The organism is Actinotalea sp. Marseille-Q4924 (assembly GCF_916618755.1).
Taxonomy (GTDB): Bacteria; Actinomycetota; Actinomycetes; order Actinomycetales; family Cellulomonadaceae; genus Actinotalea.
This window is the reverse complement of sequence record NZ_CAKAKB010000001.1, coordinates 286142-302589: the sequence shown is the minus strand read 5'-3', so window position 1 is coordinate 302589 and position 16448 is coordinate 286142. Positions and strand designations below refer to the sequence as shown.

Below are 16448 nucleotides of genomic sequence, written 5' to 3'. Positions count from 1 at the left end.
CAGCATCGGAGGACGCCGCCGCCGCGGCGAGGGTCCGAGGTCCCTCCGTGCCTCAGCGGCGCGCCCACCGCCGCACCACGAGGGCGAGCCCGCCGGCGAAGGACGCGGCCAGGATCCCCAGGTACGGCTCGTAGCCCCGCCGGAGCATGGGCTGCGTGACCCGGGCCGCGCCCGTCACCGCCGCGCCGATCGCCAGCGCCCGCGCCGCGCGCGCGCCGGCCGTGTGCAGCGCGAACGGGATCGCCGGCACGTCGAGGTCCCCCGCAGCCTGCGCGTAGACCTTGATCGGGATGCCGTTGAGGGCCTGGCGCCACACGCCGTGAGCCCCCGCGGCGAGGTGCTCGTGCGCGACCCGGTGCATCGGCGCCGGGGTGAGCGGCGTCGGCATCCGGATGCCCCGGCGCACGAGCGCGCGGTTGGTGAGCGCCCCGGCGACCGAGCCGACGGCGAGCCACCGGGCCGCCGCGAGGACGCGCGGCGGGTTCGCCGCCCCGACGATCGACAGGTACATCTCCGCCGTGATCGGCGAGCTCGTCGCCTCCGCGAAACCCCACACCACGGCGCCGGCCATGCCCGTGGGCCCGTTCATCGCCCGGTGGAACGCGCGCCAGGTCGGGGACGGCTTGTACGACGCCGGACCCATGTCGAGCAGCTCCTGGATCTGGTCGACCACGGGCCTCATGCTGTCGCCCAGCTCCTCGGGCTGGATCGCCCGCCCGAGCCGCACCTCCACCGGGCCGGGGCGGAAGGGGCCGCCCTTGGGCAGCAGGTCGTGCGTGCCGACGACGGCAACGGGGAGGATCGGGACGTCGAACTCCTTGGCCATGCGCAGGGCGCCCTTGCGGAACGTCCCCAGCGCGCCGTCCTTGCTGCGGGTCCCCTCGGGGAACACCAGCAGGCTGGACCCCTGACCGAGCACCTGCTGGGCACCCTCGATGAGCGAGTCGTAGCCGCCCCCGCCCTTGCGCCGCACCGGCACGGCGCCGATCGCGAGCTTCACCACGGCCTTGCGCCAGCGCGTCGTGAACCAGTAGTCCTCCGCCGCGACGACCATCGGCTTGTACGGGGTCGGGAAGGCCGCGATGAGCGCCGGGGTGTCGGCGTGCGAGCTGTGGTTGGCGACGACGACCATCGCCTCGTACGGGGCGCCGCCGGTGACCTTGAACCCGCCGATCGCCTGGAAGAACCAGCGCCAGAACGTCTTGCGCGCGGCCCCGGTGTACGTGAACCCCGGCGGCGTGCCGACCCGGCGGCGGCGCTGGTGCAGCCGCTCCGCCGCCTCCTCCGCGCGCTGCCGCGCGTCCGCGGCGAAGTCGTGCGCGCGCTCCGCTGCCTCCTCGGCGCGCTGCCGCGCCTCCGCGGCGAAGTCGGCGGCGATGCCACCGGCCGCGCGGCGGGTCTGTTCCGCGAGGTCCTCCGCCACGCGGCGCGCCTCCTCGCCCGCCCGACGGCGGGCCACGGTGAGGTCCGCGGCGATCTGCCTCGCGTGCTCGAACCCCTCGTCGGGTCGGTGCGCGTGCTCGACGGCCTCTGCCTCGGGGGCGGGCGCGTCCGCGCGACGCAGCAGGTGACCCACCCGGCGCTCGGGCACCACGGGCACGTCGTCGTCGTGCGGCTCGGCGCTCACGCGAGCACCGCCGCGAGCGGCAGGACGAGCAGCAGCGAGTCGACGCGGTCGAGCAGACCGCCGAACCCGGGCAGCCACGCACCGGCGTCCTTGACCCCCGCCTGACGCTTCACCATCGACTCCACGAGGTCGCCTCCCACGCTCCCGAGCACCACGGCCACGACCAGCCCCGGCGTCACGGATCCCAGCACCCCCAGGACCAGCGTTCCACCGATCGCGGCGCCCGCCAGCCCCCCGACCGTCTTGTTCGGGCTCAAGGGTGACAGGGCATGCCGCGCCCACGCGAACCGTCGCAGGCCCGTCCCGCCGCACCACGCGGCGACGTCGGTCGCGGCGGCGGCGAAGAGGAGCAGGTACGCGTCCCTGCCGACGACCACGAGGTGCGCCAGCGACCAGCAGATCCAGATCGATCCGAACGCCGTGGCGGCCGCGTGCGTCATCCCGTCGCGCACGTCGCCGCGGAGCACCGCCGGGACGGCGCAGAGGAGCGCCACGAGGGGCACGAGCCCGAGCAGGTCCGGGGCGAGCCAGGCCGCGGCCGGGTAGGCCACCGCGAGCACCGACAGCACGGTGCGCTCCGCGCGCGGCAGCCGCGCCATCGCCGCGAACTCCCGGACCGCCTGGAGCGCCAGGGCGGCCGCGAGCAGCGCCGTCGTCGCCGGGCCGACCCAGATCGGGATGCCGACCACGGGCACGATGAGCACCCAGGTGGACCAGCGCTTGCGCAGCTCGGGGCGCCGGGAGAGGAGCACCGGGACGGCGGCGACCGCGAGGATGGCGACGGAGAGGCCGAAGAGGAACACCGCCCGCCCGAGCAGCTCGATCTCGAGCGGTCCCAGCGACACGTCGATCGCGAAGGCCGTGCGGTCCAGGCCGAACCACTCCGCCAGCGGGTCCCAGCCGCCCCCGCCCGTGGCGTCGTCGGACCCCGCGCGCAGCGGGGCCGGTGAGGCCGGCACGACCGGGCCGCTCACAGCTGCTCCCGTGCCGCGCGCAGCCGGAGCGCTGCGGTGAGGACGGAGCCGAGGACGACCACCGCGGCGATGACCGGGATCCACGCCGGGACAGCCGTCGCCAGCACGACGGCGGCGCACCGTTCGGTCTTGCCGAACGGGCCGCCGTTGAGACGGCGTGCCCCGGCGCCCGCCGCGGCGAGCGACGCGAAGGTCGGTGCTGTCGCGGCGAGGGCGGCGAGCACCACCCATGCGAGCGGGGTGAGCGGACCGACCACCAGGACGTCCGCCGGCTCCCGCACGGCGAGCACGGCCAGCCCGGCGAACATGAGCACGTCGCTCGTCCGGTCGCCCAGCTCGTTGAGGACGAAGCCCCAGGGCCAGCTGAGGCCGCGGGCGCGCGCGACGGCGCCGTCGAGGTTCGCGCCGGCGAGCCGCGCCGCGAGCAGCAGGAGCGCGGGCAGCCACCACCCGAGCGCGATCGCGACGGCCGCTGCTGCCGCGGCGAGCACACCCAGCAGCGTGAACGTGTCCGGTGACGTCCCGCGCCGGACGGCGGTGCGCAGCAGCACGTGCAGGCGGCGGGTGTACCAGGGCTTGAGCGCGTACAGGCCCCGCACGGTCCCGCCGTGCCCGGCTGCGCCACCCGCGCGGGCGGCGACGCCCCCTTGGCCCCCACTCGTCACGGTGCAGAACCTAGACCCGCGGGCCCCCGCCCGGGACGGCCCCGCAGGGTGAAGCCGCGGCCGCGGGCCCCGTCACGCCCGGCCATGTCTCCGCCGGCAATGTCCCCGCCGGCCATGTCTCCGCCGGCCATGTCTCCGCCGGCCACGTCATGCGCCGTGCGGGACCAGGCCCGCCGCCGTCTCGCGCTCCAGCGCGTCGTGGAGCCGGAGCACCGCGTACAGGCCGTAGAGGACTCGCCGCAGCTCGACGACGTCGTCCGCGGTCGCCTCGGCGTCCGGCAGTCCGTCGAGCAGGTGCCGCAGGCGCACGACCTCCTGCTCGATCTCCGCGTGCGTGCGGCTCAGCGCTGCCGTCTCGTCGTGCCCGCCGAGCGCCCGGGTCAGCAGGGGCACGAGGACCGCCTCGTCGTGCTGCTCGTGCCGCACCAGGTCCGTCTCGAGCAGCTCCAGCAGGGCGCGGGCGCCGCCGAGGTCCGCCGCGGCGTCATCGGGCTCCTCCAGGGCGTCGGCGACGGCACGCACCTGCTCGACGACGCGCAGGACGGCGTCGTGCTCGGCCCACAGCTCCGTGGCGGCCTGCGTGTCGGCCGGGCTGAGCCGTCGGCGCGAGCGCGGCGGGACGACGGCGCGCAGCGCGACCGCGATCGCCAGCACGTCGATCCCCTCCTGCACCACGGCACCGACCGCCGGCCGCAGCAGGCCCCCCGCCGCCGCCCCCAACGCCACGAGCGACAGCCCCATCCCGACGACGACCGCCTGCAGCGCGATGCGCCGCGCGCGCCGGGCCACGGTGATCGCGTCGGCGAGCGCGTCGACGCGGTCGGTGGTCAGCACCACGTCCGCGGCCTCCGACGACGCCGTGGCACCACGCGCCGCGAGCGCCACACCGACGTCCGCCGCCGCGAGGGCCGGGGCGTCGTTGACCCCGTCCCCCACCATGACGGTCGTGCCGTGGCCCGCCTCGGAGCGGATGACCTGGAGCTTGCCGGCGGGGTCCTGCTCCGCGACGACCTCGTCGACGCCGACGACCCGGCCCACCGCCCGGGCCGTGTCCCACCGGTCACCGGTGAGCAGCACGACCCGGCGCACGCCGGCGGCCCTCAGCACCCGGACGGTCCGTGGTGCGTCCGCGCGGACGGGGTCCACCAGCAGCACCGCACCGGCGGTCCTCCCGTCGACCCCCACGAAGACGGTGAGGGCGCCGTCCAGCGCGGCCCGACGTCGGACGCGGCGGACCCACGCGTCCTGCGCACCCGCGTCGCCGCCCACCCAGCCGGCCCGGCCGACCTGCACCGCCACGCCGTCGACCCGCCCGCGCAGCCCGTGGCCGTGGACCTCCTCGAGCCCGGTCGGCACGGAGAGCGTCAGACCGCGCCGCAAGGCCGCCGCCACGATCGCGCCGGCCAGGACGTGCGGAGACATCTGGTCCAGGGACGCGGCCAGGCGCAGCACCTCGTCGGCGTCGAGCCCCGCGGCGCGCGCGGTCGCGTCGCGGCTCGGGGCGCCCGCCCCACCGGCCGGCGGCACCAGCACGGCGCTCACCACCGGGCGGCCCTGCGTGATCGTCCCCGTCTTGTCGAACAGCACCACCCGGGCGCCCGCGAGGCGCTCCAGCGGACCCCCGCCGCGCACCACGACGCCGAGCCGCGCCGCGCGGGAGATGCCCGACACGACGGCGATCGGGGCCGCGAGCAGCAGGGGGCACGGCGTCGCGACGACGAGCACGGCGACCGCGCGGACCGGGTCCCCGGACAGCAGCCATGCCGCACCGGCGACCGCGAGGGTCAGCGGCACGAAGAGGACCGCCACCCGGTCGGCCGCACGCACGAACGGCGCCGACGACGCCTGCGCGGACTCGACCAGCCGCACGATCCCGGCGTACGTGGAGGCGCCTGCCGTCGCCGTCGCCACGAGCTCCGCCTGGCCGCCCGCGTTGACGACGCCGCTGCGGACGTCCTCACCCGGCGCGCGCTCCACGGGCAGCGGCTCACCGGTCAGTGCGGCCTCGTCGAGCACCGCGGGGGTGAGCAGCCGTCCGTCGACGGGCACCACCTCACCGGCGGCCACGACGACGACGTCGCCGGGCACCACGTCCTCCGCCGGCACGTCCCGCACCGTGCCGCCGGCGCGCAGGCGCGCCCGGCGCGGCGCACGCTGCACCAGCAGCGACAGCTCGCGTCGGGCGCGGGCCGAGGCGCGGGCCTCCAGCGCCTGACCGGACGCGAGCATGACCGCGATGACCGCCCCCGCGAACGGCTCGCCGACGGCCGGGGCGCCCACCAGGGCGAGCACGGCGATGACGTCCACGGTCGGACGGCGCTCGCGCGCTGCGCGTGCCGTGGTGGCTATCGCGAACGCCAGACCGAGCAGGCCCGCCGCGAGCCACAGGATCTCGGCCGCTCCGGCCGCACCGGCCCACCACGCCCCACCACCCGCGGCGAGGAGCGCGCCCGAGACGACGAGCAGGAGCAGGCTCCCCCGCTCCTGCGCGGCTGCGGCGGCCACGCACCCATCGTCCGCCGCGGGCGCGCCGGCGGTAGGGCCGAAGGTCACGCCGGGCGCGGGCCGGCGGTCCACCCCGGCCGACCGCACAGGCCACGGACGATCTCTCCGGTTGCCGACCCCCCTCACCGCTCGTACGTTCGAGGGTACGGGCGCTCCTCCGGCCCCGGGCGGCACCGACCCGGTGACGGACAGGGTGACCAGCGAGGACACAGGTCGGCCAGGGTTCTGCACGAGGGAGGAGTGACGTGATCACCGCGGACGAGATCCAGGCGGTCGCCATGCACGGCGGGCCGGTGACGGGCCCCGACGGCGAACGGCTCGGCACGCTGCGCGACGTCTTCCTCGACGGCTCGACCGGTCGACCCTCCTGGGGCCTGGTCAGCGTGGGCCGTCTCAGCCGGGGGGAGCGGTTCGTCCCCCTGGACGGCGCGGAGCTCGACGGCGACGCCCTGCGGGTGCCCTACGGCCGGGACCTCGTCCAGGCTGCGCCGCGCATCGACGACGACGACGGCCGCCTGTCACCGGAGGACGAGTCGCTCCTCCTGCGTCACTACGGCTTCGACGACACCCCGACCCGACCCTGACCTCAGCCGAACCACCGGACGGAGACTCCCATGAGCACCCACGACGACCGACAGGGCGGGGCGCACGCCGCATCCGGCCCGAGCGACGGCAAACGCAGGACCGACGAGACGCGCCAGGACGGGACGCCGTACGACAGCACGCGGGACACCGCCCGGTACGACGACCAGCACACGGGTCCGCTGCACGGGACCGGGCCGTCCCAGGACCGCGACCACGACGGGGTCCCGGACTCGGTGGACCGGCACGACGACCGCTACGAGGGTCGGGACCGCGACCGTGACAGAGGTGACCGCCACGAGGGTCGGGACCGCGACCACGACGGGGTCCCCGACCGCGTCGACCGGCACGACGACCGCTACGACGAGCGGGACCGCGACCGTGACGGGGTCCCCGACCGCGTCGACCGGCACGACGACCGGACCGACGACCGCGGTCACGGGACCACGGCCGCGGCCGCCGGCGGCGGGGCCGCCGCCGGCGCCCTCTCCGCGCGCAGCTTCGGGCGGGACCGCGAGACCGTCGTCGCCCGCGAGCGCGAGGAGTTCGGCGGGATGAAGTTCGGAGCCGCGTTCTTCGGCTGGCTCACCGCCATGGGCACCGCCGTCATCCTCACCGCGCTGGCGGCGGCGATCGGCACCGCCCTGGGCCTCGGCACCGACACGTCGCCGGAGGAGGCCGTGAACGCCTCCGCGGAGACGGTCGGCTGGGCCGGCGCCGTCGTGCTGCTGGTGATCATCTTAGTGGCGTACTTCGCCGGCGGCTACGTCGCCGGACGCATGGCGCGCTTCGACGGCGCCAAGCAGGGCATCGCCGTGTGGCTGTGGGCGCTCGTCATCGCGATCGCCGTCGCCGTCCTGGGACTGGTCGCCGGTGCCGAGTTCAACGTCCTCGCCGACATGAACGCCTTCCCGCGGATCCCGGTCAACGAGGGCGACCTCACCACCGTCGGCATCGTCGTGGCGCTGATCGTCGCCGTCGCGGCTCTCGCCGGCGCCGTCCTGGGTGGCATCACCGGCATGCGTTACCACCGCCGCGTGGACCGCGTCGGCCTCGGCGCCTGAGAGCACGGGCACCCGCCGTCGTCACCGCGGCGGCGGGTGCCGGGGAATGCTCGTCACCCTCGCTCCGTTGATACCCCCAGGGGTATAGTGCGCGGCACGGAACCGCTGCGCCCCACCGACCGAGAGGAGCACCCATGGCGACCGTCGACCTGACCGCCGAGACCTTCGAGAGCACCATCGAGTCCGACAAGCTGGTCCTCGTGGACTGGTGGGCCGCGTGGTGCGGCCCGTGCCGCATGTTCGCCCCCGTCTACGAGGCCGCGTCCGAGAAGCACCAGGACGTCGTCTTCGGCAAGGTGGACACCGAGGCGGAGCAGATGCTCGCCGCTCAGGCCGGGATCAGCTCGATCCCGACCCTCATGATCTTCCGCGAGGGCATCCTGCTCTTCGCCCAGCCCGGCGCGCTGCCCGGCAACGCGCTCAAGGACCTCATCACGCAGGCACAGGGCCTCGACATGGACGAGGTCCGCGCCGAGCTCGCGAAGGCCGACGCCTGATGGGCTACGCGATCAGCACGGTCCTCGACCGTCCGTTCGACGAGGCGGTCGAGGCCACCCGTGCTGCCCTCAAGGACCAGGGCTTCGGCGTGCTCACCGAGATCGACATGTCGGCGACCCTCAAGGAGAAGCTCGACGTGGAGATCCCGCGCCAGGTGATCCTGGGCGCGTGCAACCCGCCGCTGGCCCACCGGGCCCTGCAGGCGGAGGAGACCATCGGTCTCCTGCTGCCGTGCAACGTCGTCGTTCGCGATTTGGGGGCCGGTCGCACCGGCGTCGACTTCCTGGACCCGCAGATCATGAGCGAGGTCACGGCGAACCCCGGCGTGACCGCGGTCGCCGACGACGCCGCGGCGCGCCTGCGGTCCGCGCGGGAGGCGCTCGAGCAGGTCGGCGCCCGCTGACGTCGAGCACCACGGCCACACCTGCGACACCCACCTCAGCGCCCGCGGCCTCCCCGGCTGCGGGCGCTGCGGCGTCCACGCAGCAGGTCGTCGACGCGCGCCCGACGTCGCGCGGTGCGCAGCCGACGCCACCGGCGCACCTGGCGCCGCAGCCGGCGCACGACGAGACGCCAGCGGGCAGCAGCCTCGACGCGGACCATCGAGGCACGGCCGTCCGGCAGCGCCCGCCGGGGCTGGGCGAAGCGCCGCTCCAGCTCGGCCGCGCGCCGGACGTACTCGGCGTGGTCACCACCCCGGTCGGGGTGGTGCCGGCGGGCGAGCTCGCGGAGGGCTCGACGTCGTGCCGCGTCGGCGTCGGCGCGCGCCTGCCGACCCGACCCTGGCTCGGGCACCCCCGGTCCGTTCAGTGGACGCGGGGGGCGCGGCCTGCGCGCGGGGCGACCTTGAGCCGCACCCGGCACGAGACGTCCGACCGCCCGGTGGTGCGCACGACCTCGTCAGCCACCCGGTCGCACAGCCTGGCGACCTTCTCCAGGTCGGCGTCCCGACGGACCGAGGCCGTGAGGTCGACCACCAGGCGACCGTGCCGCTCGGCGAGCGAGCCCCGTGCCCGGGTCACGTCCGGACCGCTGTCCTGGAGGACGGCCGCAGCTCCCGACGCCAGGGCGGCGCCCTGGACGATCATGGATCCGCCGTGCGGATCGCCGACCAGAGACAGTGCCTCGACGCCGTGCGAGCGGAAGTGGCGCACGAGCCAGACCAGGCCGAGGACGGTGAGCACCGCCCCGCCGACGAGCAGGGCCACCGGCCACCAGTCGGCACCGGTCAGGCTCTCCGGGACGGGCCCGACGAAGAAGCCCCGGGGCGACCACCAGCCGTCGGGCAGCCACCCCTGCGACCAGGCGACGACCCACGCGCCACCGAGCAGCAGGACCAGCGCGATGAGCGTGAGGACGACCCTGTCCAGGGCATACGTGGCCCGGTTCATCGTGTCTCCCTCTCGTGGCGCGGCGTGGCCCGGACGTCGACGCGCGGGCGGCCGTCCAGGGCGGTCAGCCGACGCTCGACGGCGGCCGCGACCTCGCCGCGGACCTCCGGGGTCGTGGTGTCGACATGGACGACGGCGCGCCGTCGTCCGACGGAGGCCCGGGCACCCAGGACGCCGTCGACCTCCTCGGCCGTCCCCGTGACCAGACGGTCCAGGTCACGGTGGCTCATCCACACGCGCGTGCGGGCGTCCAGCTCGACGCCCCGGCGGCGGCCACGGCGGAAGGCCGTCACCAGGAGCCAGAGGCCGAGCAGGGCGAGTGCGGCGGCGACCACCGTGGTGAGCAGGCCGGGCTCGACGACCGCCCTGCGGGACAGGACCCCCTCGAGGAGGGGGCTGCCGTCGATCCAGCCCTGGAGGGCGAGGCCCTCGTGGACGAGGAGGATGCCGAGGGCGACGAGCAGCACGGCGAGCAGCATCCCGATGATGCCGGCACCGGCCGCCTTGCGCGGGACGGGAGGGGACGTCGGAGTCACTGGACCCGCCTCCCCGTGTCCTCGGGCACCCTCGACGAGGGCAGCAACGCCCCCACGACGACGTCGACACGGTCGACGCTCTTGCCGGTCGCCGCGGTCAGGCGCCGACGCACGTCCTCGCGGACGGCAGCGGCGACCTCGTGCGCAGGCGTCTCCCAGCGCACGGCGAGCCGCAGCTTGACGCGAACGCGCTCACCGGCGGACTCCGCCGAGGCGTCCGGCAGGTGCTCGCCCAGGCCGCCCAGCGGCGGACCGCTGGAGTGGCGGACGACGCCGGGCACCTCCAGCGCGAAGCGCGCGGCCAGACGCTCGAGCACGCGGTCCGCGATCTCCGTCCGTCCGCGCCCCTCCAGCGGCTCGACGCGCCCACCGGGAGGCCGGCCGGGCGACGCGGCGGTCGCCCCGGTCGCGGCCGGCAGGCGCAGCGTCGAGTCCGCGTCCTCAGCCACGGCGACCCCGGAACAGGTCCGGGATGTCGACGTCGCCGTCGAGCTGCGCGCCGATCGCCAGCCCGAGGACGCCCAGCACCAGGGCGAGCAGGAAGCCCGACCAGCCGCCGATCAGGAACACGATGGTGACGAGGAGGCCGGTCAGCAGACCGACGACGCTCTTAGGCATGGGAAACCTCCGTCGCTGTGCCCTCAGGGCCGAGTCCCTCAGAGCGGGGGTCGTCGTCCAGGACGACGTCGTCGATGGTGACGTCGACACGTCCGGTCACCAGGGGCGCCAGGGCCGCGCGGACGGCCTGGGCCGCCTCCTCGACCGTCGTGGGCCACACGGCCGCCACGTGGACCTCGACGCCCGCGTCGTGGACGCGGACGCCGTGGACGCGGCGCCCCGGCAGGTGGGTGCCCGCCGCCGACCCTTGATGGAGCCGGACGGACGGGACCCGGCCCAGCGCGTCCGCGACCGCGTCGGCCGCGGGCTGGGCGCCGCGTGCGTCGTCGCTCACCGGACCCGGGGCTCCTGCTCCTGCTTGTCGTCCTCGTCGCTCTCCTCGCCGGGGATGTGGATGTCGCCGACGGCCACGTTCACCTCGGTGACCTCGAGCCCGGTCATGCGCTCGATCGACCGGATGACGTTGCGTCGGACGCCGTCCGCGACGTCCGCGATCGCGTAGCCGTACTCCACGACGACGTCGACGTCCACGGCTGCCTGCCGCTCCCCGACCTCGACCGACACGCCCTGACCGTGGTTCTTGCCACCGATCCGCTCGCGGACGGCGCCCATCGCGCGCGCCGCGCCACCACCCACAGCGAACACCCCGTCGACCTCGCGCGTCGCGATGCCGGCGATCTTGCTGACGACGCCGTCGGCGATGCTCGTGCGACCCTGCTCGGTCACGAGGCCGCCACCGCCGCCCGTGGTCGAGACGTCACTCCCGGCCTGGCTGCGTCCGGGGGTCTTGGGGGTCGTGCTACCCGTGGTCTGCGACATGGCACTTTCCTTCCGGTTGGCGTTCGCTTTTCCGTTGTCAGGCTCACCCGCGGACGCCTCTTCCGCAACCGGAGGCCGCCACGCGTCACGACCGGCATGACAGGCACGGCCGGGACACGCCACTAGACTCGGGGCGTGATATTCAAGGCCGTCGGTGACGGACGTCCGTACCCGGACCACGGCCTGACCACGCCCAAGGAGTGGGCCGAGGTCCCGCCCCGCCAGGTGCGGCTCGACGACCTGGTGACGACCAAGCGGACGCTCGACCTGGTCAACCTGCTGTCGGAGGACTCCACGTTCTACGGCGACCTGTTCGCGCACGTCGTGCAGTACAAGGGGGTCATGTACCTCGAGGACGGGCTCCACCGCGCGGTCCGCGCCGCCCTCCAGCAGCGCCCGATCCTCCACGCGCGCGTCCTGGTGATGGACTGATGGCCACGCCCACGAGCGCCGAGCGAGCCCGCCAGCTGCGCCGCCGCCACCGCCGCGAGCGCCAGGCCGTCGTCTTCGGCGCGATGATCGCCGCGATGGCCGTCGCCGGGCTGGGTGCTGCCGCCGTGTACACCGGCGTCGTGAGCGCCCCGTTCGCGCGCGACTTCACGACCCTCAGCACCCCCGCCCCCACGGTGGCCGCGCCGCCGTGCCCCCCGGAGGGGACCCTGCCCGCGACCTACGCCGAGACGCAGGTGCGGGTCCTCAACGGTGCGGGCACGGCCGGCCTCGCCGGGGAGGTGAGCAACGACCTGGCCGCCCGCGGGTTCGTGGTCGCCGCGACGGACAACTTCCCCGGCGGGTACGCCGGCACGACCCTCATCCGGTTCGGCGAGCAGGGTCTGCGCAGCGCGTACACCCTGGCGGCACAGCTCGAGGCGCCCGTCCTGGAGCTCGACCTCCGTGCGGACCCGACGGTCGACCTCATCCTGGGCGACGCGTTCACGAGCCTGCTCGACCCGACGCTCATCACGCTGGCGCCGGACCAGCCGCTCTCCGCGCCCACGGGGTGCGTCCCGCTGGACCAGGCGCTCCAGACGGCGCCCGAGGGTCCGCCCGCCGAGGGCGAGGCGGCCGAGGCGACGACCGCCGAGGGCGCGGTCGAGGGCGCGGCCGACGCCGGGACCGCCGAGGGCTGAGGGCCCCGTGGCGGTGCGGCGGGCGAGGCCTCGCGACACCGACCGGCTGTACGAGATCTGCCTGCGCACGGGCGACGCCGGGCAGGACGCGACCGAGCACTACGCGGACCCGCAGCTCCTCGGCGACGTCTACGTCGGCCCGTACCTCGCGCTGAGCCCCGAGCTCGCCTTCGTCCTCACCGACGACGACGACGACACGGTGGTCGGCTACGTCGTCGGGGTCGCGGACACCCTGGCGTTCGAGCGTCGGTGCGAGCAGGAGTGGTGGCCCCGGCTGCGCGCCGACGCCGACAGGTGGCGCGACGTGCCCGCCGGGTCACCGGACGCCGAGCTGCTCGCCCTCGTCCGGCACCCCGAGCGCACGCCGCCGTCCATCGCGGCGACGTGGCCGGCGCACCTCCACATCGACCTGCTGCCACGGGCCCAGGGGCGCGGCGGCGGGCGCCGCCTGGTCGAGCACCTGCTGGCCGCCCTACGGGTGCGGGAGGTGCCCGGGGTGATGCTCGGCGTCGACCCGGGCAACCAGCGCGCCCGGGCCTTCTACCGGCACCTCGGCTTCGAGCCGATCCCGCCCGTCCCGGCCGGCAGCCCCGAGGCGATCGACGACCCCGACGCCGCCGCCGGCCACCTCCTGGGCCTCCTGCTCCGCTGACCCGCCCCCCGGACACCTTCACAACGGGGAAGCTCGGTTGCGCATGGCGCAACGGACCTTCCCCGTTCCTGCGGATCGGTGGTGGGGGACGGGTGGGCAGCGGCGGTCAGTGGCCGTCAGTGGCGGGGTGTGCCGGCGCGGTCCAGCTCGTCGCCACCCGGCACGGACGCGGGGCTCGCCGGCTCCTGGCTCGTCCCGCGCCACCGGGCCAGCACGCGCATCACGTGGTAGATGCCGAGGGCGGCGGCCGTGCCGAGCGCGATGCCGGTGAACTCCAGGCCCTCGCGCGGGATCCACGTGTAGTTGGCGATGCCCACGATGATCGCGATGCCGGCCGTCGTGAGGTTGACCGGGTCGGAGAAGTCGACGCGGTTCTGCACCCAGATGCGCGCGCCGAGGATGCCGATCATCCCGTAGAGCAGCGTCGCGGCCCCGCCGAGCACCCCCACGGGCACCGACCCGACGAGCGCCCCGAACTTCGGCGACATGCTCAGCACCAGCGCGGCGCCGGCGGCCACCCAGTAGGCGGCGGTCGAGTAGACCTTCGTCGCCGCCATGACGCCGATGTTCTCCGCGTACGTCGTGGTGCCGGAGCCGCCGCCGAGCCCGGCGAGGGTCGTCGCGGCGCCGTCGGCGGCGAGCGCCCGGCCCATGAGCGGGTCCAGGTCCTGGCCGGTCATCGCGGCGACGGACTTGACGTGCCCGACGTTCTCCGCGACCAGCACGAGCACGACCGGCAGGAAGAGGACCAGGACGCCGAGGTCCAGCGACGGGGCCGTGAAGGACGGCAGGCCCACCCATGCGGCCTCCCGCACCCCGGCGAGGTCGACCTCGCCGCGCAGCAGGGCGAAGAGGTACCCGACGACGACGCCCACGAGGATCGCGAGCCGGCCGAGCATGCCGCGGAACAGCACCGTCGTCAGCACGATCGCGGCCAGGGTCACGAGCGCCGTCAGCGGGGCCCCGCGGAAGCCGGAGAAGGAGCCGTCGGGCTGGGGCAGGCCCCAGGCGACGGGGGCGAGGTTGAGGCCGATGAGCGCGACGATCGTGCCCGTGACGATCGGCGGCATCACCAGGTCGATCCACCGCGCGCCGGCGACGTGCACGACCACGCCGACGACGGCCAGGAGCACCCCGGTGACGAGGACGCCGCCGACGGCCGCCGACTGACCGCCCGTTGCCGTCGCGGCGAGGATCGGGGCGATGAAGGCGAACGACGAGCCGAGGTAGCTCGGCAGGCGGTTGCCGGTGATGAGGAGGAAGAGCGCGGTGCCGGCCGCGGAGAAGAACAGCGTCGTCGAGGCGTCGAAGCCGGTGATGGCCGGCACGAGGATCGTCGCGCCGAACATCGCGACCACGTGCTGCATGCCGATGCCGAGGGTCCGCGGCCACGACAGCCGCTCGTGCGGCGCCACGACCGCGCCGGGCGACACCCGGCGCCCGTCGCCGTGCAGACTCCAGCCGATCCTGCTCATCCGGGACTCCTCCGCGCGCACCCGGCCCCGGCGGGCGCCGCAGGGCCGGGTGAACACTAGCGAGCCACCGGCGCTGCGACGTAGGCCCGTGCCATGCTGGACGGGTTCGTGACGGTCGGGGGCCGACGCCGCCGACGGGAGCACCGCGCGTCCGACGACCCAGCGCATCCAGGAGACACCGTGAGCGACCAGAACCCGGGCCAGCCGTACGGCGGGCAGCCGTCCGACCAGCCCTACGGCTCGCAGCCGCCGGCCGGGGGCCAGCAGCCCTACCAGCAGCCGTACGCGCAGCAGCCCTACGGCGGCCAGTACGGCGGCGGCTACCCGACCGCGCCCAAGACGAACACGATGGCGATCGTGTCCCTGATCAGCTCGATCCTGGGGTTCACGGCCGTCCCGATCCTCGGCAGCATCGTGGGCATCATCACGGGGCACATGGCCGTCCGGCAGATCCGCGAGACCGGCGAGGGCGGCGCGGGCCTGGCGAAGGCGGGCCTCATCATCGGCTACATCACCATCGTCCTGGCGATCCTGGCGGTCATCGCGCTGGTCGCGTTCGTCTCCGTCCTCCCGTGGGACCAGGTCACCACGACGTACTGATCCCCGTGGCCGAGCCCGGGCGCGCGCGCACCGCCACGCCGCCCGGGCGCCGGGGCCGCGTGGCCGTCTGGGTGGCGTTCGCCGCCGTGCACGCGGGCCTCGCCCTCCTCGGCGTCGTCGTCGTCCCGGCGGAGGCGTTCTGGGACGTCGACCTCTACCGCTGGTGGGCGGGCTCGTTCCTCGGCTTCGACGAGCCGCGGCCCGTCCTGGACATGCCGTGGGTCTACCCGCCGGGGGCCCTGGCGCCCGTGCTCCTGCCCGGGCTGGTGACCGTCGTCTCCACCCCCGGGTACGCCCTGGCGTGGTCGACGATGGTGACCGCGCTGGACGCCGTCGTCGTGGCGGCGCTGCTCCGGCGCGGCGCGACGACGGCGGCCCTGTGGTGGCTCGCCTTCCTCGTCGCCCTCGGCCCCGTGGCACTCGGGCGGCTGGACGCCGTCGTCGTCCCGCTGGCCGCGCTGGGGCTGCTCGCCGCCACGGGCGGCAGGACCGCCGGCGCCACCCGGTGGGCCGCCGCCCTGCTCGCCGCCGGGGCGTGGGTCAAGGTGGCGTCGGGGCCTCTCCTCCTGCCGGTCGCGGCGGCCGCGCGGCGGCCGTGGCGCGACGTGGTGCTGCCCGCGGCAGCGGTGAGCGGTGCCGTGGTGGGCACGGTCCTCCTCCTCGGGGGGGCACCCTTCTCCTTCCTCACGACGCAGACCGACCGGGGCATGCAGGCCGAGGCGGTCGCGGCGACGCCGTGGGTGCTCGGTGCGGCGCTGGACGGCCGCACCGGGGTCTCCTACGACGACGACCTCGTCACCTACGAGGTGTCCGCTCCCGCCGCCGCCACCGCCGCCGGCGTGCTGGACGTCGTGCTGCCCGTCGGCCTGGCCGTGGCGGCGGCCGGGCTGGTGGTCGCCCGCCGACGGGGTGCGGCCGCCGCGGTCCTCCTCCCGTCGAGCCTGGCGCTGACGGTCTGGCTCGTCGTCGCCAACAAGGTCGGGTCCCCGCAGTTCGTCGCGTGGCTGGCCGCCCCGGTGGTCGTGGCGCTCGTGGCCGGCGCCGGGCGCGGGGTCGGCCCCGCCTGGCCGCGGGTCGCCGCGGCGCTGACCCTCGTGGTCGCGGCGCTCACCCAGGTCGTCTTCCCGTGGGGCTACTCGGCCTTCGTCGCCGGCGACCCGCTGGTCACCGGCGCGCTCGCGGTCCGCAACGCCGGACTGCACGCGCTGCTCGTCCTGGCCGTGGTGGCGGCAGTGACGGAGGCCGTGCGCGCCGGGACGCCCGCCGCCCCGTCCACCGAGCGCACGCCTGCCTCCTGACCGGGCGGGCGGGC

General features: G+C 75.7%; 21 protein-coding genes. 9 read left to right on the top strand and 12 right to left on the bottom strand.

The features are described 5' to 3' along the window. Positions 1 to 52: 52 nt before the first annotated feature. The 4 genes from LG379_RS01400 to LG379_RS01385 all read right to left on the bottom strand — a co-directional run bounded on the left by LG379_RS01400 (position 53) and on the right by LG379_RS01385 (position 5771). Positions 53 to 1627 (bottom strand): 1-acyl-sn-glycerol-3-phosphate acyltransferase, encoded by a 1575-nt coding sequence (locus LG379_RS01400; RefSeq protein WP_225752812.1) that lies wholly within the window; start codon positions 1625 to 1627, stop codon positions 53 to 55. Then, positions 1624 to 2601, bottom strand: coding sequence for a phosphatidate cytidylyltransferase (locus LG379_RS01395; RefSeq protein WP_225752811.1), 978 nt, complete (start codon positions 2599 to 2601; stop codon positions 1624 to 1626). The genes LG379_RS01400 and LG379_RS01395 overlap by 4 nt, the downstream gene beginning before the upstream one ends. Then, entirely contained in the window at positions 2598 to 3266 is a 669-nt protein-coding gene (locus tag LG379_RS01390) for a CDP-alcohol phosphatidyltransferase family protein (protein ID WP_225752810.1), read from the bottom strand. Before LG379_RS01390 ends, LG379_RS01395 begins: the two co-directional genes overlap by 4 nt. Before the next feature lie 147 nt (positions 3267 to 3413). Then, a complete protein-coding gene (locus tag LG379_RS01385) occupies positions 3414 to 5771 on the bottom strand; it encodes a heavy metal translocating P-type ATPase (protein WP_225752809.1) in 2358 nt (785 codons plus the stop codon). 245 nt (positions 5772 to 6016) lie between these two features. On the opposite strand from LG379_RS01385, the gene LG379_RS01380 reads away from it, so the two are divergent. The 4 genes from LG379_RS01380 (at position 6017) to LG379_RS01365 (ending at position 8318) form a co-directional block, all read left to right on the top strand. Continuing rightward, entirely contained in the window at positions 6017 to 6355 is a 339-nt protein-coding gene (locus LG379_RS01380; RefSeq protein WP_225752808.1) for a PRC-barrel domain-containing protein, read from the top strand. A 30-nt stretch (positions 6356 to 6385) separates the two neighbouring features. Continuing rightward, the gene (locus LG379_RS17020; RefSeq protein WP_370634407.1) at positions 6386 to 7417 is read left to right on the top strand and encodes a TIGR04086 family membrane protein; all 1032 of its coding nucleotides are present in this window, start codon (positions 6386 to 6388) and stop codon (positions 7415 to 7417) included. Between the two features lie 134 nt (positions 7418 to 7551). Beyond that, complete coding sequence (gene trxA, locus LG379_RS01370; protein ID WP_225752807.1) at positions 7552 to 7914, top strand: thioredoxin; 363 nt, start codon at positions 7552 to 7554, stop codon at positions 7912 to 7914. Continuing rightward, positions 7914 to 8318 carry a DUF302 domain-containing protein gene (locus LG379_RS01365; RefSeq protein WP_225752806.1) on the top strand — a complete coding sequence of 135 codons (405 nt, stop codon included), beginning with the start codon at positions 7914 to 7916 and terminating at the stop codon, positions 8316 to 8318. The genes trxA and LG379_RS01365 overlap by 1 nt, the downstream gene beginning before the upstream one ends. Before the next feature lie 35 nt (positions 8319 to 8353). Here LG379_RS01365 and LG379_RS01360 read toward each other — a convergent pair whose 3' ends face one another. From LG379_RS01360 to LG379_RS01330, 7 genes are read right to left on the bottom strand one after another with little or no spacing between them, the layout of a single operon-like run. Next, positions 8354 to 8710, bottom strand: a complete 357-nt coding sequence (locus LG379_RS01360; RefSeq protein ID WP_225752805.1) for a hypothetical protein — start codon at positions 8708 to 8710, stop codon at positions 8354 to 8356. A gap of 11 nt (positions 8711 to 8721) precedes the next feature. After that, positions 8722 to 9306, bottom strand: a complete 585-nt coding sequence (locus LG379_RS01355) for a hypothetical protein (RefSeq protein WP_225752804.1) — start codon at positions 9304 to 9306, stop codon at positions 8722 to 8724. Continuing rightward, positions 9303 to 9842 (bottom strand): DUF6286 domain-containing protein, encoded by a 540-nt coding sequence (locus tag LG379_RS01350; protein ID WP_225752803.1) that lies wholly within the window; start codon positions 9840 to 9842, stop codon positions 9303 to 9305. Before LG379_RS01350 ends, LG379_RS01355 begins: the two co-directional genes overlap by 4 nt. Next, positions 9839 to 10291, bottom strand: coding sequence for an Asp23/Gls24 family envelope stress response protein (locus LG379_RS01345; protein ID WP_225752802.1), 453 nt, complete (start codon positions 10289 to 10291; stop codon positions 9839 to 9841). Before LG379_RS01345 ends, LG379_RS01350 begins: the two co-directional genes overlap by 4 nt. After that, on the bottom strand, positions 10284 to 10460 hold the full coding sequence (locus LG379_RS01340) for a DUF2273 domain-containing protein (protein WP_225752801.1): 177 nt from the start codon (positions 10458 to 10460) through the stop codon (positions 10284 to 10286). Before LG379_RS01340 ends, LG379_RS01345 begins: the two co-directional genes overlap by 8 nt. Then, positions 10453 to 10794, bottom strand: coding sequence for a hypothetical protein (locus LG379_RS01335; RefSeq protein ID WP_225752800.1), 342 nt, complete (start codon positions 10792 to 10794; stop codon positions 10453 to 10455). The genes LG379_RS01340 and LG379_RS01335 overlap by 8 nt, the downstream gene beginning before the upstream one ends. Continuing rightward, positions 10791 to 11279 carry an Asp23/Gls24 family envelope stress response protein gene (locus LG379_RS01330; protein ID WP_225752799.1) on the bottom strand — a complete coding sequence of 163 codons (489 nt, stop codon included), beginning with the start codon at positions 11277 to 11279 and terminating at the stop codon, positions 10791 to 10793. The genes LG379_RS01335 and LG379_RS01330 overlap by 4 nt, the downstream gene beginning before the upstream one ends. A 135-nt stretch (positions 11280 to 11414) precedes the next feature. Between LG379_RS01330 and LG379_RS01325 the strand changes: the two genes are divergently transcribed. Genes LG379_RS01325 through LG379_RS01315 form a run of 3 tightly spaced genes read left to right on the top strand, consistent with a single transcriptional unit; the run spans position 11415 to position 13061 of the window. Continuing rightward, positions 11415 to 11711 carry a type II toxin-antitoxin system VapB family antitoxin gene (locus LG379_RS01325; RefSeq protein WP_225752798.1) on the top strand — a complete coding sequence of 99 codons (297 nt, stop codon included), beginning with the start codon at positions 11415 to 11417 and terminating at the stop codon, positions 11709 to 11711. After that, entirely contained in the window at positions 11711 to 12409 is a 699-nt protein-coding gene (locus LG379_RS01320; protein WP_225752797.1) for a LytR C-terminal domain-containing protein, read from the top strand. The genes LG379_RS01325 and LG379_RS01320 overlap by 1 nt, the downstream gene beginning before the upstream one ends. A gap of 7 nt (positions 12410 to 12416) precedes the next feature. Next, entirely contained in the window at positions 12417 to 13061 is a 645-nt protein-coding gene (locus LG379_RS01315) for an N-acetyltransferase (protein WP_225752796.1), read from the top strand. 116 nt (positions 13062 to 13177) lie between these two features. Here the strand turns inward: LG379_RS01315 and LG379_RS01310 are convergent, their stop codons facing one another. Next, on the bottom strand, positions 13178 to 14536 hold the full coding sequence (locus LG379_RS01310) for a uracil-xanthine permease family protein (RefSeq protein WP_225752795.1): 1359 nt from the start codon (positions 14534 to 14536) through the stop codon (positions 13178 to 13180). Positions 14537 to 14716: 180 nt separating this feature from the next. Between LG379_RS01310 and LG379_RS01305 the strand changes: the two genes are divergently transcribed. Next, on the top strand, positions 14717 to 15136 hold the full coding sequence (locus tag LG379_RS01305; RefSeq protein ID WP_225752794.1) for a DUF4190 domain-containing protein: 420 nt from the start codon (positions 14717 to 14719) through the stop codon (positions 15134 to 15136). Then, entirely contained in the window at positions 15109 to 16434 is a 1326-nt protein-coding gene (locus LG379_RS01300) for a glycosyltransferase 87 family protein (protein WP_225752793.1), read from the top strand. Before LG379_RS01305 ends, LG379_RS01300 begins: the two co-directional genes overlap by 28 nt. The last annotated feature ends 14 nt before the right edge of the window (positions 16435 to 16448 follow it).

What these genes read in the sequence shown, in the direction of transcription:
- LG379_RS01320 (WP_225752797.1), top strand. Translation starts at nt 11,711, where the DNA reads ATGGCCACGCCCACGAGCGCCGAGCGAGCCCGCCAGCTGCGCCGCCGC.
- LG379_RS01365 (WP_225752806.1), top strand. Translation starts at nt 7,914, where the DNA reads ATGGGCTACGCGATCAGCACGGTCCTCGACCGTCCGTTCGACGAGGCG.
- LG379_RS01355 (WP_225752804.1), bottom strand. Translation starts at nt 9,306, where the DNA reads ATGAACCGGGCCACGTATGCCCTGGACAGGGTCGTCCTCACGCTCATC.
- LG379_RS01340 (WP_225752801.1), bottom strand. Translation starts at nt 10,460, where the DNA reads ATGCCTAAGAGCGTCGTCGGTCTGCTGACCGGCCTCCTCGTCACCATC.
- LG379_RS01330 (WP_225752799.1), bottom strand. Translation starts at nt 11,279, where the DNA reads ATGTCGCAGACCACGGGTAGCACGACCCCCAAGACCCCCGGACGCAGC.
- LG379_RS17020 (WP_370634407.1), top strand. Translation starts at nt 6,386, where the DNA reads ATGAGCACCCACGACGACCGACAGGGCGGGGCGCACGCCGCATCCGGC.
- trxA (WP_225752807.1), top strand. Translation starts at nt 7,552, where the DNA reads ATGGCGACCGTCGACCTGACCGCCGAGACCTTCGAGAGCACCATCGAG.
- LG379_RS01310 (WP_225752795.1), bottom strand. Translation starts at nt 14,536, where the DNA reads ATGAGCAGGATCGGCTGGAGTCTGCACGGCGACGGGCGCCGGGTGTCG.